Genomic DNA, 15,728 nt, shown 5'->3' with positions numbered 1-15,728 from the left:
TCCCTATGTGATACCGCGGCGTGCCAACGCGTCCCGTATACTTGAAAAAGAGGTAAGATTTGTGGACTCTTCAGCATTAAATGCAACGTCAAATTGCGACTCGATCTCCATTATCAGCTTAATATGGCCAAGTGAGTCCCAGCCAGATAATACACCGAGCTCTGCATCACTTACCTCTGTTTCTTTGGGTAATTTCAAAACCGTTTGAATTATTTTAGCTAATCTGATGCCTAACGTATCGCTCTGGGGCATTACCAATTCGGAAGCTGCCTTTTTAGTGAATGAAAAACCCAAAGAACCTTTTGTCTCAGTATTTTCATTTATCGAGATGGCTGTATCAATTGGATTTGTAGTATTATTGATTGCGTCTATTATTGTGTTTGCTACGCGAACGGCTGGAATAGGCGCCTCTAATTTTTCGATATTTGATATGGGGGCAGCCCCTGGTAAATCTGTTTCACTGGCGATTATATCAGGGATAATACCAAACACACGAATTCCAGCCTCGCCATATCGTGCTGTAATTTCTGCTGCAGCTTGCGCCTGCGCTGCCTTTGCCATTGTATAGGCCTGCCAACCAGGGGGAGTAGGTGGCAGCATAGCTTTACTTAGCATACTTACAATAATTCCCGTCTGGGTTCGTAACATCTCAGGTAGTAACGCTGCCGAAATTTGAAGAAATGCTTTTGCATTGACAGCAATTTGTTGGTCTAGGTCTAAGGCAGTCTCTAATAGAGTAACAGGTTTCACCGGAAGTGAGGCCAAATGTATAAAAAGGTGGGGCGCGCCTAATGCCTCACTTGCATCGCGAGCTAATCTGGCACCAGCGTCGGGAAGGGACAGATCACAGGGTAGCGGAATTGCATCGCTTCCAAGAGTACGGGCAAGTTTTTTTAATACATCTACCTTGCGGCCACTTAGAGCTATTCGCCATCCGTCATCACAAAGTGCACGACATACTGCATGCCCGAGCAAGCCAGTTGCACCAGTCACGAGTGCGGTTTTCAACTCGGCCGCGGTGCCAGTCCGAATATTTGTAGCAGTAAAAGAATCCATTTCTAATACAAAGTTGGCGTCATTGAAGGCCCTTTGAAGCTAATAGAGCCAGCCGCCCTCAAGGCGAATTACGCGTTCGCTATTCTGTGGTTTGGTCATGGCTGGGTCGGGGACCCATTTCGGCAGATCTGTGGATTCGCCTTGTAAGCGGCTCAATAGCGTGTGGCGAAACGTTTCATGGGTATGGTGGACAAGGATCTCGTAAACTTTATCTGAATGTTGGCGGCCACTATAGAGCGAAGTGAACTTTTCATACGTGAATGGTTTCACATAACGATATTGCTTGGGATACTTAAGAAGGTATTTGCTCACGTTGGTTTTTTCATAGTGAGGTCTTTGTGCAAAAGCTGCCGCATCAAAATGCATTGTCACGTCTCGAATCATTTGGTCGTCAAACGGATAAATTGACGCATCAATAAATTCAAGCACACCAGCTATTTCGTCGTGACTAGAATCGCCTAGCGCTAAAATCAGATCAGTGAGAAAACTATGGAATGCTGGACGGACTCCATCACTGTGTAATAATCTAGCTATGTATAATGGGTTTAGTTTAACTGATTGCTGCTGCGCAGCCTTGATCATTTCTGAACTGAAAATTTCTGGTGGCGTAGTATAGAATTCACCCTTTGCCTGTTGGATAAAGTCTTCCATGAGTTGTCTGAAGGGCTCAGGTGCCTGCGGGTACTTATCGATAATTTCCACTATCAAGTCGACAATGCTGTGACTACCTAAAAGCACATCCACATCTTTATAAATTTTTGTGTCTAGGAAGAGTGTTTGTAAAAAATGGAATAGTCGCAATTCAAAATACTCGTCACGCGATATGGCGGCCGACTCAGTTATAATTTCTTCGAATTCCATGGCGCGGACGGGACCGTATTCACCCGCACAACCATCAATCAAACGCCACTCACCCTTTAAGCCAAAACGTTTTCGGCTTGCATTCGTTCCCATATCAGAGCCATTTAATAACATTGCAGGGAAAATGTGTAGCCCATCAACTTTCTGATGTACAATCTGTTCGACTCCATCGAGAAAACTCTGTTTTGATTCGCCAGGCAAACCAAATATAAGTTCAACGTTGCTATCTATACCAAGCTTTTTGGCCAGTTCAGCGAGGCTATTAAATGTATCGATTGAGATGTTTGAGCGCTTTATGTTGTCTAAGACGGCTTTATTTTGCGTTTGACGTGAAAGTGATATGGGCGTCATATCTTTGAGTATTTCAGCTATGCGTACGACTTTTTCAGAGCTGTTTTTGGCAAAATACAAATAAACGTTTTGCGGAAATCCTTTAGTGTCCTTTAAATCGCGAAGTACCTGCGCAATCTCAACGTCCCGGGGGAAAAGGCCGAAATTGGCGTCCCCAACATACAAGTAAGGCGTAATAGATTTATTGTGATCAGCAATGTAGTGCAATTCTTCTACAACCCTGTCTTGGCTAAACATTGCTGATTTTGACTTTCCCATCGCGCCCCAATTACAGAATGAACAAGTGTAAGGACAGCCGCGATTGGTTTCAATGATAGGACAGTATGAGGTGTCCGCTAAAAATTCATCTAATAAACCGGTTAAATATGGTGACGGGACATCATTTAAATCTAGGAGGCGCCCTCGTTTCAAGTCCACATCAATATTCTCAAAACGAGACCATGTGCCATCTTGATCAAGGGTAACATTAGCAATCAATTTATTGGTGTTGTCGCATAAGAAAGCCGTGCCAGCCGGCGATGCTACTTTCGCTGCAGCCAGATCGAAATCATGAGCAGATAAACAGGCCATAAGGTTATAGAACTTTACTTCGCCTTCTCCCTCAATGTGGAAATCGATCTCGGGCACCTCTCGGATAAACGAATCAAGCCACTCTAATTCGGTGAAATTATAGTTTGGCCCCCCCATCACCGTTGCGCAGTTCGGATGTAAACGCTTTAACTCTTTTGCAAACCCAATAGTCAGATTTTTATTCCAAATATAATTTGAAAATGCAACGACATCGGGTTTTTGCGTTTGTATGGCTTTAAGGAAACAGCTCGGATCCTTGAAAATTTTTATCTCAAACAGATCTGGCAGCATTTTCTGTGTATAAGCCGCAATGAACCCTATATTAAGAGGGAACGGAATTATGGTCCATTCCTTTTCAGGATTGACATAATTGAGATCAGCAAAAAAGAGCTTACGTTTCATTAATCTCTCCGGCGCGTTCAAGGCCCACTTTATGGACGTACTTTTACGATAGCCTGCCCACGGGCGCAAATCTGTCCTTCATGTAAAGCTATAAGATTCAGTTTCAAGGTAGAGGCACTTACATTAATACTAACTATACGACAAGTAATTGTGACCATGGAACCGACAGGGATTGGTTCCCGAAAGTCGACCGAAAGACTTGATAATAAGGCTCGACGACCCGGAAGTAGCACACCTACCAAGGTTGAAAAATATCCCGCAGTCAGCATTCCATGAACGATGTTTCCGCCATAAGGCAGGCCCTCGCCGTAGGCGGGGTCAACATGAATAGGTGATATATCGCCAGTGAGAGAGGCAAACCCATCAACCTTTGAGCGCCCCAGCAGGGTATCGAAGGAGGCAAACATCCCAGGCGACAATTCCTCAATGCTTAAATCGCGGACTGCAAGCTTGTCATTATTGCTCAAATCATTATCCCTTTGACAGTGAACCAAGCTGGTATGGTGAGCGATGATTTGCCTAGTTCGAGACTGTATTTCTCGTTAGTGTCCTTCCAAAAACCATTATCTGTAAATACGTTTCTAACAGGCTGATTACGTTCCGTCTCAATTATCTCGCCGACTAAAAACTCGATACTTTTCTTTCGCGCTCGGTCCGCTATCCACCCTAGTATGGCGCACTCTACAGTACGGCCAAGAACTCGACAGCTCAGTAAAAACAAATCAATAATTGCAGATTTAGACTGCCATTTTACAATAATTACTCCAATAATTTCCTCTTCACTAAATTTATCTTGCAGCCCAATAGCTAGGATCTCCGCACCAGCAGCACCGAGCTTTTTTAAGTCAGAAGATTGATACCTTCGAGTGGTTGTATTGAATTGATTTGTTTTTGCGATGAGTTGCAGAACGCGGCTTTGGTTGGCTTTATTGAGTGGCTCGAAAGACAACGACATCTTCAAATCATAATAAAAATCTTCTAGGGAATCTGCAGTTTGACGAATACTCTCTATGGCAGCACGCGATTTGTATTGTTGGGAACGACGAAGGTCCTCTGGTGTCACTTCTAGTGATTCTAAACAAGGTAATTCTAGCAGTGCGCGGGGACGCTTAACTGGGTCGTAAGGTAGCTCAGGGACAAAAACTTCAGGCAACTGTTGCCGCACTAAAGCACGTTCATGAGGATCATCGTCTAGAAAGCATATCGAGCCGAGCCCTAATGACATTTCTTCAGCTATACTTCGGATATTATTAGCTTTATTGGTCCAATTGATACGGCTTGCTGCGAAATCATCTTCATTCAAAACCATCTCTGGTCGTTTGGAAAAGGCAGCGAGCGCGTTTGCTTCTGTGTTTTTACTGCAGATTGCGAGTGCAATGCCTCGCTTCGCCAACGCTTTCAGCGTTTTCTGGAAATCACGATAGGCATTTCCTGGGAAGTCTGTTCCTATGCCGATATTCTCTACGCCATCTTCTCCTATTACTCCATGCCAAAGTGTATTATCTAAGTCAGTCACGATTAGTCGGGCTGTTTTTTGAGTTAGCGCGAGCATAGTACCCAAGAGGCGTCGCGAAAGAAAATTACCAAAATCGCGGCTGAAAGGTATGCGGCCAAGATACCAAAATTTATCATCAGACAAATTGTGGCTACCAAAAGATGAAGTTATCACCTCGAAATCCAGGATAAAAACATCGTCCTTTTTAAGCTTCTTACTAAGAACCCGGTTTGCATGCTTGATTGCTTCCTTGTGGCCCATTTCCTGACTACTGTCTGATAGACCAAGATAGGAATTAGCTGGCGTCGCAAAGTTCAAGACTATTATTTTTGCACCCGATCTCTCTCGAGCCACACGAATAGTCTTGGTGTAAGACTGAACTCGATTTTCGATGTCATCTTTCCAGAAGCCAATGTCTTTGTATTCGTAGGGCTCAAATAATACAGGTCCTAAGATATCTTCCGCGCGTTCGAGAAAAAATAACCATTCGGGATTGAAGCTGAATAATTTACTATCTTTTTCATAAATATTCTGCCGATATTGCCCGAATGGCGGAACAAAAATACGTGCATCTCCATTTAACCACTCTGATGCGGCTGATTCAAAATGATCGGCAAAGGTATCTAAGTTGGCTGATGAGAGAAGTGCAATTCGGGTGGCATCTCTAGCATTTATATATGCTTTTCTATCTGCAATTAAGGCTAGCGGGTCCTTTTTAAGCAGATCTGAACCAACATTGAATATATTACGAGCACTTGCAGCAGAAATGACTCCCCGCCCGAGGTTCGTCGTTCGTATTAGTTTCATGTTTTTTAGGGCTTTGACAATAGGATCAAATAAATTGTCCGCAGCCATGTCTAGTCTTCTTACTTGCATCTGCGTTTCAACTGGTGTCTCGCCGGCCCCGAAATCAGCAATGCCGGCAAACCTTTTGGGATATCTATATGGAACATTGGCTATTTGTTCGATGTAGTGGAAGAACGTGCATTTTTCCCAGCTACTGCCGAGCATCATTATATCTGCGTCTTCTTCTTCCATTACAGAAAAAACAGTATCCTCACCCCAGCAGCTTGAGCCTCCTATTTCTGACAATGCGGTTGCCTCTGGTCCCATAAACGCATAGGAGTAAATCGGGTGCCTAGAACGCCGGACTGTTTCTTTGCACCGGAAATATTCGGTAAGTAATCCTGTTTCGGATGGATCATTTTTTCGATCGTACCGACCGGAAGATAAAAAATTAAACGTGAATGTCGGCATCGCTATTGTGGCTTCTTTTGGAGCTGCTTCAATCAATGCCTCTAAGATTGTAGCCGCTGGATCCTCAATGCTGCCGAAAGCACCGATTTGGCTGTGAACTACCACAAGGCTCGCTGTGGGGCGTAATACCTTTTGAAACGCAGTGACCATGTTTTCATGCGTCGGTGCAGGGGTACTAATCTTCAATGCGGTGTTTTTCATGGCATGTATTATGATAAGCAGATTGGCTTAAGTCTTTGTTGGTGGTACTGCTGTTGATTAGAGTGTTTCGAAATCAGGATTGTGGTGTAGGGTCAATCAAAAAAGGTGTTACCGTAAAAGTGTCTGCAGCTTTCAAGAATAAAAAAGTCTTAGTTACTGGTGCCGATGGTTTCATAGGCTCACATTTAACAGAATGCCTAGTTGCAGTGGGGGCACACGTCACTGCGCTGGCTGAATATAATTCTTTCGGTAGTAATGGCTGGTTAGATGACATCTCTGAAGATTTAAGGGCCCGTATTAAACTATGTCGCGGAGATATACGCGACCCCAATTTCGTTAAGGGCTTGGTGAATGACCAAGAAATAATTTTTCATTTGGCTGCTTTAATTGCAATTCCTTTCTCATATCAGGCCCCACAGACTTATGTGGATGTAAACCTTACGGGCACGTTGAATGTATTAGAGGCCGCGCGATGCTCAAATGTAACGCGAATCATACATACCTCTACCTCCGAGGTCTACGGTACTGCCCAATGCACCCCTATTACTGAAGCCCATCCGTTGCATGCCCAATCACCCTATGCAGCAAGTAAAGTGGCTGCAGATATGATGTCAGAAGCATATGCACGTTCTTTTGGCCTTCAGGTTTTTATTCTCCGGCCATTTAATACCTATGGTCCCCGCCAAAGCGAGCGGGCAGTAATTCCAACAATTATACGTCAGGCACTGGATCCAGCATGCGACGTAATTCGGCTCGGTGATTTGACCCCAAAGCGGGACTTCAACTTTGTTTCTGATACAGCTAAAGCATTCATGAGTGCGGGCTCTGCAGCTGATTTGGATCCGGGAGTTGCTTATAATGCAGGGAGCGGGCATGCTGTTTCCATAGGTGAAGTTGTAGAAATGATACAATCTCTTTCCGGGGTGAACAAACCTGTCGAGCTCGAATCGGAGCGACTGAGGCCAGCTAATTCCGAGGTGTTTGAATTGATCGCAAGCGCGGAGAATTTTGAGAAACAGTCTGGTTGGTCGCCTGTGATTGGTCTGGAAGAGGGTCTCGAGCGCACTATTGAATGGTGGCGCAACCGGATTAAGCAGACTGATATTCGTCGCGATCGAGATTATTTGGTTTAACAAATAATTCATTTTGGAAGATCACCATAAAGTTTGAGGCGTACGTCCTTCAATCTCTTTTTATAGTTTTCCGCAAGATCATTTCGTACAAATAAATGATCTTCGCAATCATCGATTTCTTCATAATGAACGAAATGGGCGATATCGCAGTATCCGGCAGCTTCCATGGCCTTGTGAACCGCACTCTCACGGCCTGGGCTGATCTCTATTATCCAGCTATGAACGTGTCTCGATTTCAACGTCGCTGTTGCTCCGTCAATAGCACGGTCCTCAAACCCATCAATGTCCATTTTTATGTGTGTTGGTTTTGGCAGTCCGTGTAATTGGTGCAGGCTATCAATCGATACTGAGCGGCTCCATTGGGATGCCCAAATTTTCTCATCCTGTCTTCCGCCGCGGCAGTAAGCGTCTAAGTTGTCGAAAGAGTTGTTCGTGCCACCCGCCACTGGGGGATTATGCAGGTGAACCTTGGCGTAGCGATCTTCACGGTCGCAAGCAGCCGCTACCACATCAAAATTTGAAGATATGCTGCTACCACGGGTAGCTAAAACGACGCCCTTTAAAATCGATTCGATGCTTGGCGTAAACATTTCAATAAATACCGTGTGACACCCGTGTAAGCCATGGGCACAAAGTGCTTCATGTCCATTTGCGCATCCGATATCGTATAACACCTCACAATCATCAATCATGTTTATCCAATGAAAAACAAGGTCCTTTGGGTTGGTTCCGAAACGAACAATGCGCCTAAATTCTCTAAATGACCGAGCGGGAACACAAACTTTTTTTTGCCCCAGGGGTTTATAAATTACCCAGCAAGATAATTCTAAATCCCGTCCAATTGACCCACCCTGGCTGATATAGAGCTCCCAAAGTTCACGAAGCAAATGCCACTTTGGTTTAGCCCAACTACGGAGTGAGCGCGGAAGTATGCGTGAGAGATTGTGCGCTATCGTTGCCATTCCTAGGTCCTCTTCAAAAAATGCTTAACAAGATTTTTGAAATGCTGTGTTATGTATGCATGATCGATCACCCAAGCTAGGGGCTTATGCAATTTATTATGTTGGAATCTTGTGTGAGCGTAATTCATGGGAGACACCATGAAGTTGGCACCCACTCCGGCTACCCGAAGCTGCTTGTCCGTTAAAGAAGCTATATCAGTCGACCAAATCGGCATGGGTGCTACTTGCGTCCGCCCTAGGATATTGACATTAAAATAATCTAAGAGAATTACAGTACGGTTTTCTTGTGCCGGCTGAGACGGCCCATGAAATCCACGATCGTCGAATAAGACCAAATCACCCCTTAACCCCTCGCAACAGACGCTGCGCGCTAACATCGCGTCTTGTTCTTCTTTCGGGTATGAGTGAAATTTTTGTCCTCGGGGCGAAAGTATATGATGGGTGCTGTCGCAATACCTAAAAGCACCCTCAACAGTGTCATGAAGGTATAATGCACCGCCAATCCCGACAACCTTTTTAAGTGCCTTTATGTCGAGTGTTGATTGATGGTCTCCCGATTTCGACCAACCAACTGCAAAATCGCTGTGAAGAGGGAAATATGCGTATCTGCTTTTTTTATCGAACTTCAACATCGTTTCGGCGAGGATGCATTCTTCCCCCATAAGGGCCTCAACAATATCAATAACGCGCTCATCAAGAACTAGGTCGAGTGCTTCTCCCCCCAGAGTGAATGGGTGGATCAATTTTTTGGGATGATCAACCTTCCAATAGCCGGGAGCGCCGGCGATAGCAGGAGTAGAAAAATACTTTTTCGCTAATGTCAAAACAGAATTTAATTTTTTCTCAGAGAATAGTCCTCGGATGATGCAAAACCCGCGTTGATGAATGCACTCTACAATCGGATTTATATTCAGGCGTTCGGAAGCGTCAAAAATTGTCACTTCTTTAGCCTGGGGCAATTCATTAAGTTTCAGCATGGAGAGTTCTATGGTGGCCATTTGGCAAAGCTTCAATTATGCGAAATACTTGATAGTTTTTTTGAGAGCTTCGACGAACGGTTCAGCCTCACCAATCGTGCCGTAATTATTTACAAACTGCATGATTTTAGGTTGCACTTTCTCCGCATTCGGGCAGTGCCCTTTTATTGGGTAGTTAATTTTATCATAGAGCGGTGGGCATCGGCGCTTCCACGTCCCAGAAGCGAAGAGTGTTTCATGATAAAGTAATGCCCATGCTGCATAAATTCCATCGCCACCAAAATCGATAAATTTCTCGCGAAATTCTTGCCACGAGACGTCAACTCGTTCGTAGCGCATTGCCACTGTCCAATAAGTATTATTGCAACCTGTCGGCACTTTTTGTGGAGTGAGATAATCACAATCTGAAACCGCGTCGATATAGAGCGCCGCAATATCTTTCCGGAGTTTCAAAAAGTGGTCCAGCCGTTCAGTTTGTGCAAGCCCCATTGCTGCTGCAACTTCTGGCATGCGATAATTGTAACCGAACGCGTCATGGCGTTTATATTTAGGATTTTGGAAAATATCTTTATTCGAGCGGATTCGTCCATCTGAAGCATTGAGGGCGGCATAGCCAAGACTACCAAATTTGCGCATTTTTTCTGCTAGAGCTGCGTCGTTTGTCACTACAATGCCTCCATCGCCTGTAGTGATATGCTTTGAATTTTCCGTTGAGTAACTTGTAATATCAGCAACGCTAGCTATCGGCAGGTTGTTGTAAAGGCTACCATAAGCTTCTGCTGCATCATTTATAACACAAATGTGGTGTTTTTTTCCTATTTCCATCAGTGGGCCAATTTCGCAGCTAAGGCCGTAAAGAGAAACTGGCATGATAGCTTTAGTTCTATCCGTGATTTTTGCTTCCACCTCTTGTGGGTCGATATTGAAGGTGTCTGGATTAATATCAGCAAAAACGGGCACTGCGTTTTGCGCCAGAATTACGTCAAGATTGGAAATGACCGTCAGAGGAGTAGTAATAACCTCATCACCATAACCGACTCCTACCGCGTCAAGCGCAGCATGAAGTGTAGAAGTGCCGGAGTTAAAAGTGACAGCATAGCGTGCTCCTACTTTTTTAGCTAAAGCCTGCTCGAAGCGATTGTTCATACTACCTGAAGTTGAGGATCCAAAACCTGAGTCTAGGACTTCCCGAATATAATTGAGTTCATTAGGACCAAATCGCCAAGTATTTTTCACGTGTTTTCTCGCTGATAATATTTTCTGAATTCTTACTAAATTGCCGTCCAGCCGCCATCTACTGTAAGTACAGAGCCAGTAATATAAGATGCAGCAGGAGAAGCGAGGAATGCGACCGGCCCTCCTATTTCTTCTGCAGTGGCGAGCCGCCCCATAGGAGTTCGGCGTGAGTAGTTTTCTATGAAGCGTTTTGGTTGTTCATTAAAAACCCCGCCCGGGCATACGGTATTAACGCGGACGTTTTGGGATCCATAATAGCTGGCCAAATAACGACTATGATTAACGATAGCAGCTTTGATTGCTGCATAGGTCGGCGGTAGTGTCATGTCAGTAGCTTCATAAATATTGAAATCAGGACCAACCAATCCGTAGATAGATCCTAGATTAATGATAGACCCTCCGCCCCGACCTGCCATTCGCTCTGCTATGGCAGACGATAAAAGACAATAACTATTCATTTGGAGGCTTACATTCTGTGCCCAACTTTCTTGAGTAAGGGTTTTCTGTGATTGTTTGGCCCAATCGCTTGTTCGCGGATAAGCGGCGTTAACCCAAATGTCGGCAATGCCCGAATGTGATTCTAAGCAGTCTAGCCGAGTGCCGAGATTATTAAGTTCGGTAATATCAAAATACACTGAATTTTCTGGCTGCGGCTCAGGCAAATCTATATCCAAAGCAATTGCAGATGCACCACACGAGCTCAACGCATGGCAAATGGCAGCGCCAATAGTACCTAAGCCGCCTGTAACATAGGCAGTTCTATCACTCAGACTAAATAGGGTTGAGGTCAAATAACCTCTCCAAATAACATGAATAACCGGTGCAACACACTGCTACCGCAGACCGGGTGAATAACTTTTCAGATTATTCTCACCAGCGTAAGATGACGATCTAAAACGCTACGCATTTCACTAAAATTCGCAGCCATATCGGGGGACTGTTAGCACGTTCATCCCGCGAACACCTTTATCTAACGTTGCGGGCACAAAAAGGTCAAGGATTGGTTTTCTGAAAAGCAAAGGTCCAGCTGTGGGTAAGAGAATAATTTTAGAATTTTATAGTCAAATAAGTGCGTTCATTGTATGGCCTTTGTGTTGCTTTTGTTCAAAACAATGAGCACTTGTTATTATTACCATGCGCGGCAGACCTTATGAAAAAATCTGTTACGGGATATAATCGTGCCAAAAGACAGGCAAAACAAAAAAACGGCATATTCCTTGTCATAGATGGATTGCGTTATGATGTTATATCAGATTTAGAACATGCCCGAAAAGTCACTCCCAATCTTGCTTACCTTGCAGAGCAAGGAAATGTTAGTTGGGCTGTAGCGAACGCTCAGGCAACACAGTTTGTACTGCCTGCACTATTTAGTTTGACCTACCCACTCGATCACGGTGGTTATAATAACGGAATTAGGTACCGTCCACGTAGCTATGCTGAGCAGTTAAGTGATGCAGGTTATTCAACTCAGATGATGGCGTCATGCAACGTTCTTGGCATAACACATGGTTATGATCGTGGATTTTCCGATATGCACACGGCTATGGATTCGCGCGTTATACTTGCGCATCTGATCGGTAGGAACCTTCAGTATGAATTGAAGAGATGGAAAAATGGCGATCTATCGAAACGCGAGATAGTTAGCCTGCTTCAAAATGAGTTTGTATTTTTATTGCGGAGGGTGGCCAGTATTTCGGAAGGTGGCCGAGGCATTACGTGGTCATCAAGACTGAGAAAGATAAATGAAAGGGTAGCTGCCGGATGTCGAGCAGAAATAAACCTTTTTGAGCATTCGGCTGACACAGTTATTGAAAAGATGATGACCATTCCCCCTGTATTATATTGGCGGTATCTGGGACTGGAGAAGCCAGGTTTCGGTTACCGATTTTGGAGGGTGTTAGAGGCTGTTCGATGGCGATCAGAGAGGTTTTTTGCCAAATATAATTTTCCATTGTTATTTTTGGCGCAGTTCGAAACCAAAGCTGATGAAGTGATGGGTCCATTGTCTGATTTTATTACGAGAAACGACGGACCTTGGTCAGTCCACCTCCACCTAATGGATCTGCATGATTGCCGTTCCTTGTCTCGCCCGTCCCATATTTTAAAGCGTTTAATCACATGGCCTAGATGGGTTTGGCTGAGGATGAAAGGGAAAACGAAACGACGAGCTAGTTATGACACTGCACTTATGTTGATTGATCGTGAAATTGGCAGATTAATTGATGCTTTGCGTAGCGTAGAACGCTTTGATGACACCGTAATAGTGATTACCGGTGACCACGGAAACTTTTACGCAGGTAGCCCGCGCAAGAGAGGTAACGTAGCACTTCGAACGCATTTTGAAGATATAGATATTCCTCTTATTATGTCTGGGTGCGGGGCGCTTCCAAAAAACATTGGGTTAGTGGATAGTATGGGAATAACCGCTACGTACTTAGATGCCCTTGGCATAACTGCTCATGAAAGTTTTAAGGGGATATCGGCCTTTGATGGTGGATGTGAAGCTGTAATCACAGAAAGTGCAGGTTCAGGGAATGCCGATCTAGAAAACCGTGATCTGTATTTTACAGTTACTACGCACTGCTATCGCATGATGTTAGTTCTTATAGGATCGCAGCTTAAAATATTAGGTCTATTTGATAAACGGTCTGATCCAGACGAGTTGTTAGATTTGTCAAAAGATCCAAAGTATGCAGAGGTAATATCCCAGTTAAGATCATATTTGGAAAAAGAGAGAGCCGATATTCTAGCGATGCGGGATTATTCCCAGCCAGAACAAGCTTATTCAAATAAGTTTGCGTCTGCTAGATGACAAAGTGTTGAATTAATGCAATTTTTTGGAAATTTGATATGGTGATTTGGGTCACAGGGTTATCCGGCGCAGGTAAGACTACCTTATGTAAAGCATTTTGGGACTTGGCAAAGCCCCATTTGCCGGCGCTAGTGCTTTTAGACGGTGATGAGGTGCGCGAGGCTTTTGGACATAATTTGTCATACAAAGAGGAAGATCGAATTCTTCAAGTTAAAAGGCTCCAAAGTATGGCGCAGCTTTTGTCACAACAAGGTTGTATTGTAGTTGTCGGCGTACTCTACAATAATCCAGAACTATTGTTGTGGAATCGCGAAAACTTCGATGATTATTTTGAAGTATACCTTGATGCTTCCATGAATTTTATTATCGAGCAGGATGTTAAAGGCCTCTACGCTGCTGCTAAAAAAGGCAAAGAAAGCAACGTTGTTGGAGTGGATATTGAGTGGCATATTCCAGTAAGTCCAGACCTTATTTTTAATGCAGATTTGCGCGAGAAACCTTACAAAATGGCTGAACAGTTAATACGGAATATTCCAATATTAGCCAGAAAGATTAAAGTATAGTGGATATAAACAAATTATATGAATAGAGCTCGGTTTAAAGTAGAGCTTAGGGCACGCAGGATTTCCCTATATCGCCGCATGTTACGCGTGCTAGGCTTTGAATATAACCCATATCCAGTGGCTCCAAGCTGTGTTGCACTAAGCCCCTCGGACTGTCATCGAGGAAGCGGCGTGGGTGCCGAAATGGTTCTAGATTGGGAGCGTACAAAAATCGCTGATGCCAAAGAGTGGCAAAATCAAGTGCGAGCTAAACTAATCGAGCTTTCTGGGTATGGTCGATTTGGTGGTCCACCGCGAGTAAATCATCTAAAAGACTGTGCTAACCGAGACGGATTTAAGCACCGTAGCCTTTATTTAAAAGTTAGAGACGGGCTGGATTTGCCAGTGAGGATGGTTTGGGACCCAAGCTTTGATTCTGATCGTAAAACACCTGTCATGATCTGTCTTCAAGGCACAAATTCAGGCATGCATTTGTCTTGGGGTGAAGAACGAATGCCAGCCGATCCTATTAAAATTCATTATGGAGCAGACATTGCACGCCAGGCAGCTGCGCATGGTTTCTTGGCAATTTGTTTGGAGCAGTCTTGTTTTGGGGAACGGCGAGAGCGCTCTCTATTCAGCCCGTCAGCCGCTGTCTGCATCGATGCTGCAAATCATGCTCTATTACTCGGACGGTCTTTAGTGGGCGAACGTGCAAGTGATGTTTCCTCGTTAATTAATTGGTTAGTCGAGGGAGCACCTGGCATGGCCATCGACCCCGAACGAATTTATATAGTAGGATCGTCATCCGGTGGCACCACGGCTTTATATGCTAGTGCTATGGATGAACGTATCGCGGGAGTTATAGCGTCGGGATGTATAGGTTTCATTAGGAAAACGCTTCTTACACGGGGTGATCCTGAGGGGCAAAATGTGGTTCCAGGTATTTTACGATGGTTTGAGCTTGATGCGGTAGTAGCGTTAGTCGCGCCGCGTCCATTTATTACGGTTTCCGGTGATCGTGATCACATATGGCCATTCGGTGGTGCTCAAAAAGTGGTTGAATCAGCTCGAAACGTATACGCATCGTTTGGCGCTGATGACCGACTAGTTGCAATAAGGGCAGAGGGAGGGCACGGTTTTTATCCAAACTTGACTTGGCCAGCTTTCGCAAGACTTTTGATCACAGCTAATCATGAATTGCCAAAGGCTCTCAGAAAAGCTGCGAGCTTTTAACCGTCCTTCAGTATAAAATTTTCCTGCACATATTCTACAAGTAGGTCAACGCAACGTGTAATGGTGTTAGAGTCTGTATCAACAACAAGGTCAGGCGTCTCAGGGTATTCGTAGGGAGCCGACACACCAGTAAAATCTGGTATCTCACCTAACCGAGCTTTTTTATAGTGACCTTTTGGGTCCCGCGCCTCACATGTTGAAAGATCAGCTACAATCGCTATTTCATGAAAACACATACCGGACGCTGTGCGCGCTTGCCTTCGGTCACTTTTATATGGCGAAATGAATGCCGCAATAGTTATTAGGCCCGCATTAGCCATTAATGCCGCTACCTCGCCGACGCGTCTAATATTTTCGGTCCTATCTTCGGGCGAAAATCCCAAATCAGCATTGAGCCCACTGCGCACGTTGTCACCATCAAGCACAAACGCATTATAGCCGGAGTCAAATAAACAGCGTTCAAGTTCTACCGCCAAGGTTGATTTGCCAGATCCTGGGAGGCCAGTAAACCAGAGGACCCCGCCTTTATGACCGTTACGCAATGCCTTTTCTTCATCGCTCACACTACTTTGGACTTCAACTAGGTTTTGATTTGATTTCGGTCCGTTCTCTTCTTTGCTTCCCATTTTATAAGACC

The 15,728-nt window shown here is 44.5% G+C and carries 13 protein-coding genes; 4 read left to right on the top strand and 9 right to left on the bottom strand.

Annotated elements, in window-relative coordinates:
* Positions 1 to 3: 3 nt before the first annotated feature.
* Genes VX941_02115 through VX941_02100 form a run of 4 tightly spaced genes read right to left on the bottom strand, consistent with a single transcriptional unit; the run spans position 4 to position 6,193 of the window.
* On the bottom strand, positions 4 to 1,056 hold the full coding sequence (locus VX941_02115) for an SDR family NAD(P)-dependent oxidoreductase (GenBank protein MEE2932201.1): 1,053 nt from the start codon (positions 1,054 to 1,056) through the stop codon (positions 4 to 6).
* Between the two features lie 39 nt (positions 1,057 to 1,095).
* Positions 1,096 to 3,240, bottom strand: a complete 2,145-nt coding sequence (locus VX941_02110) for a B12-binding domain-containing radical SAM protein (GenBank protein ID MEE2932200.1) — start codon at positions 3,238 to 3,240, stop codon at positions 1,096 to 1,098.
* A gap of 29 nt (positions 3,241 to 3,269) precedes the next feature.
* Entirely contained in the window at positions 3,270 to 3,707 is a 438-nt protein-coding gene (locus tag VX941_02105; protein ID MEE2932199.1) for a MaoC/PaaZ C-terminal domain-containing protein, read from the bottom strand.
* Positions 3,704 to 6,193, bottom strand: a complete 2,490-nt coding sequence (locus tag VX941_02100; GenBank protein ID MEE2932198.1) for an HAD-IIIC family phosphatase — start codon at positions 6,191 to 6,193, stop codon at positions 3,704 to 3,706. Before VX941_02100 ends, VX941_02105 begins: the two co-directional genes overlap by 4 nt.
* 119 nt (positions 6,194 to 6,312) lie before the next feature.
* On the opposite strand from VX941_02100, the gene VX941_02095 reads away from it, so the two are divergent.
* Positions 6,313 to 7,326: an SDR family NAD(P)-dependent oxidoreductase gene (locus tag VX941_02095; protein ID MEE2932197.1), complete on the top strand. Its 1,014-nt coding sequence runs from the start codon at positions 6,313 to 6,315 to the stop codon at positions 7,324 to 7,326.
* 8 nt (positions 7,327 to 7,334) lie between these two features.
* Here VX941_02095 and VX941_02090 read toward each other — a convergent pair whose 3' ends face one another.
* The 4 genes from VX941_02090 to VX941_02075 are packed head-to-tail and all read right to left on the bottom strand — an operon-like array spanning position 7,335 to position 11,292.
* Positions 7,335 to 8,288, bottom strand: coding sequence for a hypothetical protein (locus tag VX941_02090; GenBank protein ID MEE2932196.1), 954 nt, complete (start codon positions 8,286 to 8,288; stop codon positions 7,335 to 7,337).
* A gap of 2 nt (positions 8,289 to 8,290) precedes the next feature.
* A complete protein-coding gene (locus VX941_02085) occupies positions 8,291 to 9,265 on the bottom strand; it encodes a hypothetical protein (GenBank protein ID MEE2932195.1) in 975 nt (324 codons plus the stop codon).
* Between the two features lie 36 nt (positions 9,266 to 9,301).
* Positions 9,302 to 10,501 (bottom strand): DegT/DnrJ/EryC1/StrS family aminotransferase, encoded by a 1,200-nt coding sequence (locus VX941_02080; GenBank protein MEE2932194.1) that lies wholly within the window; start codon positions 10,499 to 10,501, stop codon positions 9,302 to 9,304.
* Between the two features lie 35 nt (positions 10,502 to 10,536).
* On the bottom strand, positions 10,537 to 11,292 hold the full coding sequence (locus tag VX941_02075; GenBank protein MEE2932193.1) for an SDR family oxidoreductase: 756 nt from the start codon (positions 11,290 to 11,292) through the stop codon (positions 10,537 to 10,539).
* Between the two features lie 359 nt (positions 11,293 to 11,651).
* On the opposite strand from VX941_02075, the gene VX941_02070 reads away from it, so the two are divergent.
* The 3 genes from VX941_02070 to VX941_02060 are packed head-to-tail and all read left to right on the top strand — an operon-like array spanning position 11,652 to position 15,091.
* Positions 11,652 to 13,313 carry a sulfatase-like hydrolase/transferase gene (locus tag VX941_02070; GenBank protein MEE2932192.1) on the top strand — a complete coding sequence of 554 codons (1,662 nt, stop codon included), beginning with the start codon at positions 11,652 to 11,654 and terminating at the stop codon, positions 13,311 to 13,313.
* A 38-nt stretch (positions 13,314 to 13,351) separates the two neighbouring features.
* The gene (locus VX941_02065; protein ID MEE2932191.1) at positions 13,352 to 13,876 is read left to right on the top strand and encodes an adenylyl-sulfate kinase; all 525 of its coding nucleotides are present in this window, start codon (positions 13,352 to 13,354) and stop codon (positions 13,874 to 13,876) included.
* Between the two features lie 18 nt (positions 13,877 to 13,894).
* On the top strand, positions 13,895 to 15,091 hold the full coding sequence (locus VX941_02060; GenBank protein ID MEE2932190.1) for an alpha/beta hydrolase family protein: 1,197 nt from the start codon (positions 13,895 to 13,897) through the stop codon (positions 15,089 to 15,091).
* On the opposite strand, the gene cysC is transcribed toward VX941_02060, so the two are convergent.
* Positions 15,088 to 15,717, bottom strand: coding sequence for an adenylyl-sulfate kinase (gene cysC / locus VX941_02055; GenBank protein ID MEE2932189.1), 630 nt, complete (start codon positions 15,715 to 15,717; stop codon positions 15,088 to 15,090). The genes VX941_02060 and cysC overlap by 4 nt on opposite strands.
* Positions 15,718 to 15,728: the final 11 nt, after the last annotated feature.

The sequence above is a fragment of the Pseudomonadota bacterium genome (assembly GCA_036339585.1).
GTDB lineage: Bacteria > Pseudomonadota > Alphaproteobacteria > UBA8366 > UBA8366 > UBA8366.
The sequence above is the reverse complement of the archived record's forward strand: the minus strand, read 5'-3'. Positions and strand labels throughout refer to the sequence as shown.

Coding starts and splice junctions, on each gene's coding strand:
- VX941_02115 (MEE2932201.1), bottom strand. CDS start 1,056: ATGGATTCTTTTACTGCTACAAATATTCGGACTGGCACCGCGGCCGAG.
- VX941_02110 (MEE2932200.1), bottom strand. CDS start 3,240: ATGAAACGTAAGCTCTTTTTTGCTGATCTCAATTATGTCAATCCTGAA.
- VX941_02100 (MEE2932198.1), bottom strand. CDS start 6,193: ATGAAAAACACCGCATTGAAGATTAGTACCCCTGCACCGACGCATGAA.
- VX941_02090 (MEE2932196.1), bottom strand. CDS start 8,288: ATGGCAACGATAGCGCACAATCTCTCACGCATACTTCCGCGCTCACTC.
- VX941_02085 (MEE2932195.1), bottom strand. CDS start 9,265: ATGCTGAAACTTAATGAATTGCCCCAGGCTAAAGAAGTGACAATTTTT.
- VX941_02070 (MEE2932192.1), top strand. CDS start 11,652: ATGAAAAAATCTGTTACGGGATATAATCGTGCCAAAAGACAGGCAAAA.
- VX941_02065 (MEE2932191.1), top strand. CDS start 13,352: ATGGTGATTTGGGTCACAGGGTTATCCGGCGCAGGTAAGACTACCTTA.
- VX941_02060 (MEE2932190.1), top strand. CDS start 13,895: ATGAATAGAGCTCGGTTTAAAGTAGAGCTTAGGGCACGCAGGATTTCC.
- cysC (MEE2932189.1), bottom strand. CDS start 15,717: ATGGGAAGCAAAGAAGAGAACGGACCGAAATCAAATCAAAACCTAGTT.